The sequence below is a fragment of the Capnocytophaga cynodegmi DSM 19736 genome, from assembly GCF_000379185.1.
GTDB lineage: Bacteria > Bacteroidota > Bacteroidia > Flavobacteriales > Flavobacteriaceae > Capnocytophaga > Capnocytophaga cynodegmi.
Map to the genome: position 1 here is coordinate 137,630 of NZ_KB900726.1, position 12,743 is coordinate 150,372.

The 12,743-nt window shown below is 35.0% G+C and carries 14 protein-coding genes; 6 read left to right on the forward strand and 8 right to left on the reverse strand.

The genetic code is table 11. The annotated features are described in order from the left end of the window. Positions 1–7 precede the first annotated feature (7 nt). Complete coding sequence (locus tag YW9_RS0108165) at positions 8–613, forward strand: IMPACT family protein (RefSeq protein WP_026193914.1); 606 nt, start codon at positions 8–10, stop codon at positions 611–613. A 4-nt stretch (positions 614–617) separates the two neighbouring features. On the opposite strand, the gene YW9_RS0108170 is transcribed toward YW9_RS0108165, so the two are convergent. From YW9_RS0108170 to YW9_RS0108205, 8 genes are all read right to left on the reverse strand, one after another. Next, positions 618–1,391 (reverse strand): TIGR02757 family protein, encoded by a 774-nt coding sequence (locus YW9_RS0108170; RefSeq protein ID WP_018279691.1) that lies wholly within the window; start codon positions 1,389–1,391, stop codon positions 618–620. Beyond that, positions 1,388–2,047 carry an ABC transporter ATP-binding protein gene (locus tag YW9_RS0108175; protein ID WP_018279692.1) on the reverse strand — a complete coding sequence of 220 codons (660 nt, stop codon included), beginning with the start codon at positions 2,045–2,047 and terminating at the stop codon, positions 1,388–1,390. The genes YW9_RS0108170 and YW9_RS0108175 overlap by 4 nt, the downstream gene beginning before the upstream one ends. A 14-nt stretch (positions 2,048–2,061) precedes the next feature. Further along, entirely contained in the window at positions 2,062–2,796 is a 735-nt protein-coding gene (gene cmk, locus YW9_RS0108180) for a (d)CMP kinase (RefSeq protein WP_018279693.1), read from the reverse strand. A 253-nt stretch (positions 2,797–3,049) separates the two neighbouring features. Beyond that, a complete protein-coding gene (gene eno, locus YW9_RS0108185) occupies positions 3,050–4,339 on the reverse strand; it encodes a phosphopyruvate hydratase (RefSeq protein ID WP_018279694.1) in 1,290 nt (429 codons plus the stop codon). Positions 4,340–4,435: 96 nt separating this feature from the next. Continuing rightward, positions 4,436–5,539 carry a glutamine-hydrolyzing carbamoyl-phosphate synthase small subunit gene (gene carA / locus YW9_RS0108190; RefSeq protein WP_018279695.1) on the reverse strand — a complete coding sequence of 368 codons (1,104 nt, stop codon included), beginning with the start codon at positions 5,537–5,539 and terminating at the stop codon, positions 4,436–4,438. A 121-nt stretch (positions 5,540–5,660) separates the two neighbouring features. Next, complete coding sequence (locus YW9_RS0108195) at positions 5,661–7,181, reverse strand: sulfatase family protein (RefSeq protein WP_081615901.1); 1,521 nt, start codon at positions 7,179–7,181, stop codon at positions 5,661–5,663. Positions 7,182–7,215: 34 nt separating this feature from the next. Next, entirely contained in the window at positions 7,216–7,992 is a 777-nt protein-coding gene (locus tag YW9_RS0108200) for an ABC transporter ATP-binding protein (RefSeq protein ID WP_018279697.1), read from the reverse strand. Between the two features lie 44 nt (positions 7,993–8,036). Beyond that, entirely contained in the window at positions 8,037–8,774 is a 738-nt protein-coding gene (locus YW9_RS0108205) for an MlaE family ABC transporter permease (RefSeq protein WP_018279698.1), read from the reverse strand. A gap of 237 nt (positions 8,775–9,011) precedes the next feature. Here YW9_RS0108205 and YW9_RS0108210 point away from each other — a divergent pair, with 237 nt between their 5' ends. The 5 genes from YW9_RS0108210 to tsf all read left to right on the forward strand — a co-directional run bounded on the left by YW9_RS0108210 (position 9,012) and on the right by tsf (position 12,699). Further along, positions 9,012–9,605, forward strand: a complete 594-nt coding sequence (locus tag YW9_RS0108210) for an HD domain-containing protein (protein ID WP_018279699.1) — start codon at positions 9,012–9,014, stop codon at positions 9,603–9,605. Positions 9,606–9,845: 240 nt separating this feature from the next. Further along, positions 9,846–10,301: a 50S ribosomal protein L13 gene (rplM, locus tag YW9_RS0108215; protein ID WP_026193916.1), complete on the forward strand. Its 456-nt coding sequence runs from the start codon at positions 9,846–9,848 to the stop codon at positions 10,299–10,301. Beyond that, on the forward strand, positions 10,301–10,687 hold the full coding sequence (gene rpsI / locus YW9_RS0108220; RefSeq protein WP_018279701.1) for a 30S ribosomal protein S9: 387 nt from the start codon (positions 10,301–10,303) through the stop codon (positions 10,685–10,687). The genes rplM and rpsI overlap by 1 nt, the downstream gene beginning before the upstream one ends. A gap of 150 nt (positions 10,688–10,837) precedes the next feature. Then, positions 10,838–11,566, forward strand: coding sequence for a 30S ribosomal protein S2 (gene rpsB / locus YW9_RS0108225; protein WP_026193917.1), 729 nt, complete (start codon positions 10,838–10,840; stop codon positions 11,564–11,566). Positions 11,567–11,736: 170 nt separating this feature from the next. After that, positions 11,737–12,699 (forward strand): translation elongation factor Ts, encoded by a 963-nt coding sequence (tsf, locus tag YW9_RS0108230; RefSeq protein ID WP_018279703.1) that lies wholly within the window; start codon positions 11,737–11,739, stop codon positions 12,697–12,699. The last annotated feature ends 44 nt before the right edge of the window (positions 12,700–12,743 follow it).

Consider the following 12,743-nt stretch of genomic DNA (forward strand, 5'->3'; position numbering starts at 1 on the left):
GATTTTTATGGAAGATACTTTTAAAACAATAGCAAATCCTGTTAAAGAAATTATATTTAAGGAAAAAAGTAGTAAGTTTTTGGGATATGTATTTCCTGTAAAAACCGAAGAGGAGATAAAGCAACATCTTGAAGCGGTAAAAAAGGAACATTATTCGGCACGGCATTGGTGTTACGCTTGGCAATTGGGATACGGAAGTAAGCAACATTACCGAGCTAATGACGATGGAGAGCCTAATAATTCAGCAGGTATTCCTATTTACGGACAAATACAATCTTTTGAACTTACTGACGTTCTGGTAATAGTGGTTCGTTATTTCGGTGGAATTAAATTAGGGGTTGGCGGATTGGTTCAAGCCTATAAAACATCAGCACAACTAACATTACAAGAAGCTGAAATTGTTGAAAAAATAATCACACAGACACTCACACTTGTTTTTGATTACAAGGATATGAACAAAGTGATGCGTGTAATTAAAGAGCGTAATTTGCAGATTATCAGTCAGAAAATGGAAATGAACTGCACAATTTCTGTTGAGGTACGCAATAGCGAGGTAGAGCAAACCAAATCAATTTTTGATTCCATTTATGGCGTTAAATTGATTGAGGATTAGCTATTTATTTAAAATCTAAATCATTGAATACTCCAATTCCGAAAAGGGCAAAGTCATATTTTGCGGGGTCTTTGGGATCGAATTTTCGTAAATGATTGTCGAGTTCTGTTAGGGCTTTTACATCATTTTTGGGGTGAGTTATAAGTCCTAAACTTCGAGCTACATTTCCTGAATGTACATCTAACGGGCAGGATAACATTGAGGGGGAAATTTCTTGCCAAATTCCAAAATCAACACCTGAATTATCTTTCCGAACCATCCAACGCAGGAACATATTAATACGTTTTGCAACCGAACCTTTACGAGGGTCAGGTAAGTGTTTTAGAGTTCTTGTGTGTTTTAAATCGTTGAAAAATAATTGCTTAAAATTTGAAATTCCTAGTTGCAAGTTGTCATTTTCAATGCTACTTGCGAAAGCTTTTTCCAGTCCATTATGATGGGTATATACATTTTTGAGGCTTATTACGAATTGCTCCAAATCTTGACCATTAAAAGTACGATGAACAAATTTTTCCAATCGTTCTAAATCACTTTCTGAATGCGACATCACAAAATCATAAGGTGAATTACCAAACAATTCCATTAGCTTCATTCCGCTGGAAATGATTGTTTTACGTTGCCCCCAAGCAATAACAGAAACTAAGAAACCTGCTATTTCAATATCTTCTTTGATAGAAAAATTTTTAGGTATTTGAATAGGGTCGGTTTCAATAAATTCTGGGCGGTTGTATTGTACTACTTTTTCGTCAAGAAAAGATTTTAATTCGTTGAAATTCATATAAATTTCCCGTCAAGCATTACTAATTTTCGGTCTGCCATATTGGCAAGTTCTTCATTGTGAGTTACAATCACGAAAGTTTGGTTAAAGGTTTTTCGTAAATCAAAAAATAATTGATGCAGATTATCAGCACTTTCTGAATCTAAATTTCCGCTGGGCTCATCGGCGAAAACTACTGAAGGATGGTTCATCAATGCTCTTGCCACAGAAATTCGTTGTTGCTCCCCGCCCGACAAGGCATTAGGCTTATGATTAAATCTATCAGATAAATTTAGAAATGATAGCAATTCTTTAGCTCTTTTTTCGGCTTCCTTTTTTGCAGTTCCTTTTATAAAGGCTGGAATACAAACATTTTCCAGTGCTGTAAACTCAGGTAATAACTGATGGAACTGGAAAATAAATCCGATGTGCTCGTTTCGGAATTTTGACAAGGCTTTTGATGATAAACTTTTTATATCTATATTGTTGATATATAAAGAAGTATCTTGATTGTTGTTCACAGAATCTAACGTACCCAAAATATGAAGCAAAGTAGTTTTTCCTGCTCCTGAGGCTCCTACTATTGAAACGATTTCTCCTTTATTTACTTGAATATCAACTCCTTTTAGGACTTCTAAATCTCCGTAAGTTTTATGTATATTCTTAGCTTTAATCATAATAAAAGTAAATATTACAAGCTATTAATTTTTTCTTCTGCTAAAAGAAGGATTTTATTTACTTGTTCTTCAAAAGTTAAATGTGAATTATCAATTTCGATGACATCATCAGCCTTTATCAAAGGAGATTCTTTTCTTGTAGTATCAAGAAAATCACGTTGTTGTACGTTTTTGAGTACTTCTTGAAAAGATACGTTTTCTCCCTTTTCCTGAAGTTCTCTAAACCGACGCTCGGCACGAATCTGCTCTGAAGCGGTCATAAAAATTTTGAGTTCAGCATTCGGAAAAACGATTGTTCCTATATCGCGTCCGTCCATAACTATTCCCTTTTCCTCACCCATTTTTCTCTGTAAATCAACTAAATAGCTTCTTATCTCGGGAATTTTAGCGATTTCACTTACCAGATTTGCAATTTCAATACTTCGGATTTCCTGCTCAATATTTTTACCATTAAGGTACACTTCCGAAAAACCTAATTCGGAATTGTATTTGAACGATAAATCGCTGTTTTTCAGTTTTTTGATTAGTTTCTCTTTGTCTATATGAACTATATTTTCAAATTGCTTTGTTTTTTCGTTTTCTAAGCCAGTGACTGCTATATAACCTTCTTTTACAGCTAAATACGTGGTTGCCCGATACATTGCTCCTGTATCAATGTACACATATCCTAATTTTTTTGCAATGGTTTTTGCTGTGGAGCTTTTTCCAGTTGAAGAAAATCCATCAATGGCAATGATTATTTTATGCATTTTTTACGAGTTATATTCCGCAAATATACTACTATTTGTTAAATTTTGAAATAAAAGTGACAAAGTGTGGAGCCTTAGTGCAGAAGTAAACTAGTTGAAGTAAATATAAAAATCTATAAAAAATATTTTTTCTTTCTTTTTGGGAATGAAATGCACTCTTTTTGTTGATAACAATTTGGTTAAACTTACCCAAGTTAAGTATAAAAAAAGGCTATTTTTTAAAATAGCCTTTTTTGTTATAATTATTTAGAAATTACTTTACATTGAAAGCTTTTTCTTGTGGGAAATACGCTACCAATCCTAATTCTTCTTCAATGCGAATCAATTGGTTGTATTTTGCCATACGGTCAGAACGTGAAGCCGAACCTGTTTTGATTTGCCCTGTATTTAAGGCTACCGCTAAATCGGCAATGGTGTTATCTTCGGTTTCGCCAGAACGGTGTGACATCACTGAAGTGTAACCTGCTCTGTGCGCCATTTCAACTGCTGCAATAGTTTCAGAAAGTGTACCAATTTGGTTTACTTTAATCAAGATAGAATTAGCAATTCCTTTCTCAATTCCGCGCTCCAAAATAGATACGTTAGTTACAAACAAGTCATCTCCAACCAATTGTACTTTGTGTCCGATTTTTTCGGTAAGCATTTTCCAACCTTCCCAGTCGTTTTGGTCCATACCATCCTCGATTGAGATAATTGGATATTTTTCAACTAATTCAGCTAAGTAATTAACTTGCTCTTGTCTTGTACGAACTTTTCCTGAAGCTCCTTCAAATTTAGAGTAATCGTATTTTCCGTCAGCGTAGAACTCTGATGAAGCACAATCCAAAGCGATTTTAATTTCTTCGCCCCATTTGTAACCTGCATTTTCTACTGCTTTTTTGATAGAATCTAACGCGTCTTCTGTTCCTTCGAAAGTTGGAGCAAAACCTCCTTCGTCACCCACAGCAGTGCTTAATCCTCTGTCGTGCAATACTTTTTTCAAGTTATGGAAAACTTCTGCTCCCATTTGGATAGCTTGAGAGAAGTTTTTTGCTTTTACAGGCATAATCATAAACTCTTGGAAAGCAATCGGAGCATCAGAGTGAGAACCTCCATTGATGATGTTCATCATTGGAACAGGCAATGTGTGTGCACTAACTCCACCTACATAACGATACAAAGGCAAATCCAATTCAGCAGCAGCAGCTTTTGCAACAGCCAAAGAAACACCTAAGATTGCATTAGCTCCTAATTTTGATTTGTTTGGTGTTCCATCAAGCTCAATCATTGTTCTGTCGATAAGATTTTGCTCGAAAACACTCATTCCAATAATTTCCTCAGCAATGATTTCGTTAACGTTGGCAACGGCTTTTAATACACCTTTACCCATATAATCTTTCCCTCCGTCACGAAGCTCAACTGCTTCATATTCACCAGTTGAAGCTCCTGAAGGAACAGCTGCTCTTCCAAGATGTCCGTTTTCTGTTATAACATCAACTTCTACTGTTGGATTTCCTCTTGAATCCAAAATTTGTCGTGCGTGTACGCCTACAATAATACTCATATTTTCTATTATTTAATTAAAATTTCTTTTTATCGATTAACAATTTTCAATTAAGAATGATTTAACTCAAATCGTTCATTGCAAAATTCTTATCTGCTAATTATTTTTCATCATTTCCGCAAATTGGTCAAACAGATAAGTAGCATCGTTTGGCCCTGGTCCAGCTTCAGGGTGATACTGAACGCTGAAACATTTTTTGCCTTTAACACGAATTCCCATAATGGTATCATCATTGAGGTGAACGTGCGTAATTTCAATATTTTTATTAGCTTCTGCTTGTTTTCTGTCTACTGCAAAACCGTGATTTTGAGAGGTTATTTCTCCTTTTCCTGTGAGTAAGTTTTTTACTGGGTGATTGATTCCTCTGTGTCCGTTATGCATTTTGAATGTGGGAACGTCATTCGCCAAAGCAATGATTTGATGTCCTAAGCAAATCCCGAACAAAGGCAAATCCTCTGCTATCATTTGTTTCACTTTTGCAATAACTTCTGTTAGAGGCTCAGGGTCTCCTGGTCCGTTTGATAGAAAATATCCATCAGGATTCCATTTCTTTAACTCTTCCAGAGGAGTGTCATACGGAAAAACCTTTATGTACATATCGCGTTTTGCCATATTTCTCAAAATATTTTTCTTGATTCCAAAGTCAAGAGCGGCAACCCTGTACGTGGCGTTCTCATTGCCAAAAAAATAAGGTTCAGTAACTGACACTTTCGAAGCCAATTCTAAACCTTTCATATCAGGAATTTGTTTTAATTTTTCTTTAAGAATCGTTAAGTCGGTGGTTTCCGTTGAAATGACAGCATTCATTGAACCATTATCACGAATGTGAGCCACCAAAGCCCTAGTATCCACATCACAAATGGCTACCAGATTTGTTTTATCAAAAAAATCTTTCAGTGAGCCTGATGCACTTGGGCGAGAGTAATCGTAACTGAAATTTCGACAAACCAATCCAGCTATTTTAATGTTATCAGATTCATTTTCATCATCATTAACTCCGTAGTTGCCTATATGAGCATTGGCAGTTACCATAATTTGCCCATAATACGAAGGGTCAGTAAAAATTTCCTGATACCCTGTCATTCCTGTATTGAAACAAACCTCACCAAAAACAGTTCCTTCATTACCAACACTTTTCCCATAGAAAGCTGTTCCGTCAGCAAGTAAGATGACTGCTTTTTTCTTTTCTTGATATTTCATTTTTTCACTCCTGAATTTTGACTGCAAATATAAGTAAAAAAGTGGGAAATGAAAAGCTAAAAATAAAAAAAGACCTCACTTAAAAGGAATTATTTTTTGTGAGGTCTTTTAAAAAAAATCTTTAGTCCTTGTAGAAAGTTTCTAAAGCTGTTTTATCATCTAATCTTTTGATTTCATCTAGCAAAATTTTCTTCATTCGCTCGGTGATTTTTTCACTTGATTTTTGCCCATAAATGTTGTTCATTTCTTTAGGGTCTTTTTTCAAATCGTATAATTCCCAACCATTGTGTCTTTTGTAGAAACGAATCAATTTATAGCGTTTGTCTTTTATGCCAAAATGCGGAGAAACAGCGTGTTCACCATTCTCATAATAATGATAATAAACTGTTTCACGTGTTTTTTTGCAAGGTTTTTTAAGTACAGATAAGAAAGATTTACCTTGTACATCTGAAGGAATTGGTACACCTGCCATTTCCAATAAGGTGGGTGCGATATCTACGTTCATAACATAGCTTTCTGTGCTCTGTGGTTTTTTGATGTACTTTGGATACTTGATAACCATTGGAGTACGGAATGATTCCTCATACATCCAACGTTTATCATACCAGCCGTGTTCTCCCATATAAAATCCTTGGTCAGAAAGATAAATAACTATGGTGTTGTCAGATAGGTTATTTTTGTCCAAATAATCCATCATACGACCAATATTTCTATCAAGAGATAGTGCAGTTGCATAGTAATCACGCATATAACGCTGGAATTTCCATTCGGTAAGTGCCTTTCCTGAGAGTTTTTTCCTTTCAAAATCCGCCTGAATGGCGTGATAAAAGTCGTTGTAAGCTTTTCTTTGCTCGGGAGTCATTCGAGTAAAGTTACCATCTTTATCTTCTTCTCCAGGACTAAACATTTTCAAGTCATATCCCATAATCATATGATTGGCGATGCTCATTTCTTGTTGTGAAGCTGGAATACGAGTTTTGTAATCGTCGTAAAAATTGTCAGGAAGAGGGAAATTTATATTTTCGAAAGAACCCAAATCTTGAATATCAGGCATCCAAGTACGATGTGTTGCCTTATGTCCCACTATTAAGCAAAAAGGTTTGTCTGTATTTCTATTGTCAAGCCACTTTTCTGCTTCGTTTTCAACAACTTCAGTAACATAACCTTCTTCACGAACTGTTTTTCCTCCTTCGATGTAAAAATCAGGATTGAAATAGTGACCTTGCCCAATCAAAATTTTGAAAAAATCAAATCCTTTTGGGTCTTTTCCTAAGTGATATTTTCCAATCCAAGCAGTTTGATAACCATTCTGTTGCAGAAGATTTACAAATTGCTGTTGATTTGAATTGTAATGTGAAGTTTCATTGTCAGTGTAGCCGTTTTTATGGCTAAATTTTCCTGTCAGAATACAAGCTCTGCTGGGACCGCAAATTGAATTAGCTACATATGCTTTATTAAAGGTCAATCCTTGGTCTGACAATTTATCAATATTCGGAGTATACGAGGTTTCACCTTTATTGTATGCTCCGATTGATTGAAAGGAATGGTCGTCAGAAATGATAATGACGATGTTGGGTTGTTTTTGTTGTCCCCAAGCCATAAGCGAGAGGAAGAAACTAAATAAAATCAGAATTTTTTTCATCATAAAACGTTGGTGTATGTTGATTATTAGAGTTTTACATTTCAGAGTCGACTTCATCAAGGTAAGCTTTCCGAACTTTTTTGAATAATTCAGAAGAATATACAAAATCTGTAACGGCCTCATTATCGGTTCTGAAAATAGTTTCTTTGGAGCCCTCCCATTCTTTATATCCGTTTTTGAGAAAGATGATTTTTTCTCCTATTTCCATTACGGAATTCATATCGTGGGTGTTAATGACAGTTGTGATATTGAATTCTTCTGTAATTTCTTTTATCAGGTTATCTATTACGATGGCTGTTTTTGGGTCGAGACCAGAGTTGGGTTCGTCACAAAATAAATAATTAGGACGATTCACAATTGCACGAGCAATAGCAACTCTTTTCTGCATTCCTCCTGAAATTTCGGAAGGAAGCTTGTTTTCGGCATTTATCAGATTTACCCTATTGAGAACCATATCGGCACGTTCTCGGATTTCGTCTTTAGTTTTTGTCGAGAACATTTTTAGTGGAAACATCACGTTTTCAAGCACAGTCATCGAATCGAACAAAGCACTTCCTTGAAAAACCATTCCCATTTTTTGTCGTAATTTTGTCCGTTCGTCACGTTTCATTTCAGCATAACGAACACCGTCGTAAATAATATCCCCTTTGTCAGGAATGAAAAGACCTAATAAGGATTTGAGAAAAACCGTTTTACCTGAACCACTTTGCCCGATAATCAAATTCGTTTTTCCTTTTTCAAAAGTAGTCGAAATCCCTTTTAAAACAGGATTTTCGTTAAAAGATTTATGTAAATTTTCTACTTGAATCATTTTTATTAAGGTTGCGTGTTGTTTTCTTCTTTTTTAAAAGAAAATTAAGCGTAAAATAGTTGTGTTATTACTGAATTAGAAAGAATTATCACAATACTTGTCCAAACGAAAGAAGTGGTACTTGCTTTTCCAACGTCCAAAGCCCCTCCTCTCATAAAATATCCGTGATATGCAGGAATTGTTGCCAGAAAGAATGCAAAAACAATCGTTTTGGTAAAAGCATAAACTAAGCTATATACTTTAAAATCAAGCTGAACGCCTTGTATAAATTCACTTGAAGTGGTGTATCCGCTAACCACTGCTGATGTCCAACCTCCTAATATTCCTAAATACATTCCCATTGCTATCAGAAATGGAAGTAATAAAAGGGCAATTATTTTAGGGAAAACCAAGTAATTCAAGGAGTTGATACCCATCATATCAAGTGCATCAATTTGTTCAGTAACACGCATTGTTCCTATACTTGAAGTTATGAAAGACCCCACTTTCCCTGCCAGAATAATCGCAACAAACGTAGGGGCGAATTCCAAAATAATGGATTGACGTGTAGCAAACCCAATTAAATATTTTGGAATAAAAGGATTATCAATATTTAAAGCTGTTTGAACAGAAACAACCCCTCCAACGAAGAAAGAAATAAAGGCAACAATACCAATAGAACTGAAAATCAAACCATCAATTTCTCGAAGAATTAAATCCTTCATAATTGACCAACGAGTTCTTTTCCGAAATATATTGTAGAGCATAATGAAATATCCTCCAACGGCAGCAATGTGTTTCATACTAAAAAAATTATGTTATTTAGTGAGTTTTTTAGCTTATTAGTTCAAGCAAAGCGAATTGACTAAATAACATTTAACTAAAACATTGGCAAAAGTAGTAAAAAAATCCTCACTGGCAAAATCTGTATTTTAATTAGATTCTTCATTTTGAAGATAATCAATTTGCTTATGAGAGGAAAATATCCATAAATTTGCCACCCGAAAATACATTTTGTACTTTGATAATTGGTAAATGTAATGAAGTTAGAAAAAGAAATACAATTCATTTTAGCACTTGATGCTTTAAAAAACATACAACGAAGAAATTATATTCTAGATGATTCTCGTAGAGAAAATTCAGCTGAACATAGTTGGCAAATAATGGTTTTTGCTCAGATTTTATATCCCTATGCTAAAAATAGAGAACAGATTGATTTACTTAGAGTTATTAGAATGTTGTCTATTCACGACGTGGTGGAAATTGATGCAGGAGATACGTTTATTTTTGATGAACAAGCAATGGTAGGTAAATATGAAAGGGAACTGGCTTCTGCAACACGTATTTTTGGGATTTTAGACGAACCTCTTCGTAGTGAGTTTTTGAATTTGTGGGAAGAATTTGAGGCAGAGCAAACGCCAGATGCTATTTTTGCTTGTGCAGTGGATAGAATAATGCCATTTGTATTGAACACTCATACTTCAGCAAAAAGTTGGCTACAGGCAAAAGTAAGTGAACAACAAATCCGAAAAGTAATTGAAAACACCGTGAAAAGAGCTTCTGATAGTATGGGAGAGGCTTTTGATGTATTATTGCAAAAGGCTTTAGATGAAAATAAAATATTTAGCAAGTAGAAGTATATAAAAAATTTTAGTTGAATAATTTCTTATAAAAAGAAAAATTCATTGCAGAATTTCTGTTGGAAAAATATCGTACATTGTGATTTCCAAAATGAAGTATCAAATGTTTGGATGAAATATAGTTGATAAAAATTTGCATATTACACAAATAGTTGTAATTTTGCACCCCAATTTCAAGTACTTGTGTGCTTGAAAGATATAGAAAAGGAATGTTTAATTTTTAAAACGAGTAATGTGGATACATTAAGCTACAAAACAATTTCAGTGAACAAAAACACCGCTAATAAAAAGTGGGTTTTGGTAGATGCTGAAGGACAGACATTAGGTCGTCTTGCTTCAAAAGTGGCTAAGTTGCTACGTGGCAAGTACAAACCTGAATTTACGCCACACGTTGATTGCGGGGATAACGTTATTGTTATCAATGCAGAGAAAATCAACTTGACGGGTAATAAGTGGAACGACAAAGAATACCTTCGTTACACAGGCTACCCAGGAGGGCAGAGAGTACAAATAGCTAAGGACGTCTTAGTAAAACACCCTGAGCGTTTAATCGAAAAAGCGGTTAAAGGTATGTTGCCTAAAAACAAATTGGGTGCGGCGATTTTGCGTAATTTGAAAGTGTATGTAGGTAAAGAGCACAAACACGAAGCTCAACAACCTACTGCCATTAACTTAAACGATTTGAAATAATGGAAGTAATTCACAAAATTGGTAGAAGAAAAACTGCCGTTGCACGTATTTACTTAAAACCAGGTAACGGAACTATCAGTGTAAACAAGAGAGAATTAAATGATTACTTTACCACTTCAGCTCTTCAATACAAAGTGAAACAACCATTTTTGTTGTTGGGGACAGAAGATGCTTACGATGTGAAAGTAAACGTGTATGGTGGAGGAATTACAGGACAAGCTGAAGCAATCCGTTTGGCGATTTCAAGAGCTCTTTGTGAGATTGACGCTGAAAACAGAGCTACATTAAAACCTGAAGGATTACTAACGAGAGACCCACGTATGGTTGAACGTAAAAAATTCGGTCAGAAGAAAGCCCGTAAGAGATTCCAATTCTCTAAACGTTAATACGTTATCAGTACGATTAAAGGAAATAAAAACATTGTTGTCGTTGTTCCTTTTTCAGAAGGAATTTAGTTTAGCATCCAAATGTTGTTGGCAAACAGTTGTTTCCTCTTCAGCATTGCTAAATCAACGGAACGTAAACTACTAGAAAAAATGGCAAATAACATAGAAATTAAAGAACTGCTAGATGCTGGTGTTCATTTTGGACACTTGACTAGAAAGTGGAATCCAAATATGGCTCCGTATATCTATATGGAACGTAACGGAATTCACGTTATAAACCTATACAAAACAGCAGCAAAAATTGAAGAAGCAAGCGAGGCTTTGAGAAAAATCGCAGCTTCAGGAAAAAAAATTCTTTTTGTTGCTACTAAAAAACAAGCAAAGGATGTAGTTGCTGAAAAAGCAACTTCTGTTAAGATGCCTTACATTACTGAAAGATGGCCAGGAGGTATGTTAACAAACTTTGTTACTATCCGTAAAGCGGTGAAAAAAATGTCTTCTATTGATAAAATGAAGAAAGATGGAACATTTGAAACCCTTTCAAAAAGAGAAAAACTACAAATTGAGCGTTTAAGAGAGAAACTTGAGAAAAACTTAGGTTCTATTGCTGATATGTCACGCCTTCCAGGGGCTTTGTTTGTGGTTGATACAATGCGTGAGCACATTGCTGTAAAAGAAGCTCAAAAATTAAACATTCCTATTTTTGCAATGGTGGATACAAATTCAGACCCTCGTGAGGTGGACTACGTTATCCCAGCAAATGATGACGCTTCAAAATCAATAGAAAAAGTTCTTACGTATGTAACAGAAGCTATCAACGAAGGACTTTCAGGAAAAACGTCTGATAAAGAAAACAAAGAGGCAGAAACTGCTGAATAATTATTTGAATTGTTTGAGATTGTTTAGCTTTAAATAAAAACTAAACTTTCAACAAAACATCAAACAGAATAATGAAGTAATTATGTTTGCAAAGTGAAATGCCTTTGGAACATAGTTACTTTGTTTTTTTTAAAAAAATAAGTTAATTCATTTAAAAACGATTAAATACTATGGCAAATATTACAGCTGCAGAAGTAAACAAATTAAGACAGGCAACGGGTGCTGGTATGATGGACTGCAAAGCTGCTTTGATTGAAGCAGAAGGAGATTTTGATAAAGCTATTGAAATTCTACGTAAAAAAGGGCAAAAAGTAGCTGCAAAAAGAGCTGACCGCGACTCAAGCGAGGGTGCTGTTATTGCAAAAGTAAATGCTGACAACACAAAAGGAGCTATTGTTTCTTTGAACTGCGAAACGGATTTTGTTGCTAAAAATGAGGCTTTTGTAGCTTTAGCAAAAGATTTAGCAGAAATAGCTTTGTCTGTAAACTCAAAAGAAGAATTATTGGCTTCTGATTATAAAGGAATTACAGTTACGGAGAAACTAACTGAACAAACAGGAGTAATCGGAGAGAAAATAGAGGTGGGTTCATTCGAAAAATTAGATGCACCTTTCGTAGGGTCTTACATTCACCACGGGAACAAAATTGCTTCTTTGGTAGGCTTGTCTGCAAGTATTTCAGATGCTGGTGACGTTTCTAAAAACTTGGCGATGCAAATTGCTGCAATGGGGGCTGAAGTTCTCTCAAATAAAGATTTTTCTGCTGATTACCTTGCTAAAGAAACTGAAGCTCGTATCGCAATCATTGAAAAAGAGAACGAAGAATTAGCACGTTTGGGCAAACCACTCAAAAATGTTCCTAAATACGTTTCTTACGCTCAATTGACAGAAGAAGTGTTAAAACAAGCTGAGGAAGATGCAAAAGCAGAACTAAAAGCGGAAGGAAAACCAGAGCAAATTTGGAATAAAATTCTTCCTGGTAAGTTGCAAAGATTCATTAGTGATAATACAACTTTAGACCAAGAGAAAGCATTATTAGACCAAGTTTACATCTCTGACGAGTCTAAAAAAGTATCTGAGTACGTAAAATCAAAAGGTGTTGAAATCACTGGATTTAAACGTGTAGCGTTATAAAATTACCGAAAAGGAATAAGATTATAATAAAAAAATCGGATTCA

Bases quoted from the DNA above. Each gene is read 5' to 3' on its own strand.
- cmk (WP_018279693.1), bottom strand. From the start codon at position 2,796: ATGCATAAAATAATCATTGCCATTGATGGATTTTCTTCAACTGGAAAA.
- carA (WP_018279695.1), bottom strand. From the start codon at position 5,539: ATGAAATATCAAGAAAAGAAAAAAGCAGTCATCTTACTTGCTGACGGA.
- YW9_RS0108165 (WP_026193914.1), top strand. From the start codon at position 8: ATGGAAGATACTTTTAAAACAATAGCAAATCCTGTTAAAGAAATTATA.
- YW9_RS0108195 (WP_081615901.1), bottom strand. From the start codon at position 7,181: ATGAAAAAAATTCTGATTTTATTTAGTTTCTTCCTCTCGCTTATGGCT.
- YW9_RS0108205 (WP_018279698.1), bottom strand. From the start codon at position 8,774: ATGAAACACATTGCTGCCGTTGGAGGATATTTCATTATGCTCTACAAT.
- eno (WP_018279694.1), bottom strand. From the start codon at position 4,339: ATGAGTATTATTGTAGGCGTACACGCACGACAAATTTTGGATTCAAGA.
- rpsB (WP_026193917.1), top strand. From the start codon at position 10,838: ATGGCAAATAACATAGAAATTAAAGAACTGCTAGATGCTGGTGTTCAT.
- YW9_RS0108210 (WP_018279699.1), top strand. From the start codon at position 9,012: ATGAAGTTAGAAAAAGAAATACAATTCATTTTAGCACTTGATGCTTTA.
- tsf (WP_018279703.1), top strand. From the start codon at position 11,737: ATGGCAAATATTACAGCTGCAGAAGTAAACAAATTAAGACAGGCAACG.
- YW9_RS0108170 (WP_018279691.1), bottom strand. From the start codon at position 1,391: ATGAATTTCAACGAATTAAAATCTTTTCTTGACGAAAAAGTAGTACAA.
- YW9_RS0108200 (WP_018279697.1), bottom strand. From the start codon at position 7,992: ATGATTCAAGTAGAAAATTTACATAAATCTTTTAACGAAAATCCTGTT.
- rpsI (WP_018279701.1), top strand. From the start codon at position 10,301: ATGGAAGTAATTCACAAAATTGGTAGAAGAAAAACTGCCGTTGCACGT.
- YW9_RS0108175 (WP_018279692.1), bottom strand. From the start codon at position 2,047: ATGATTAAAGCTAAGAATATACATAAAACTTACGGAGATTTAGAAGTC.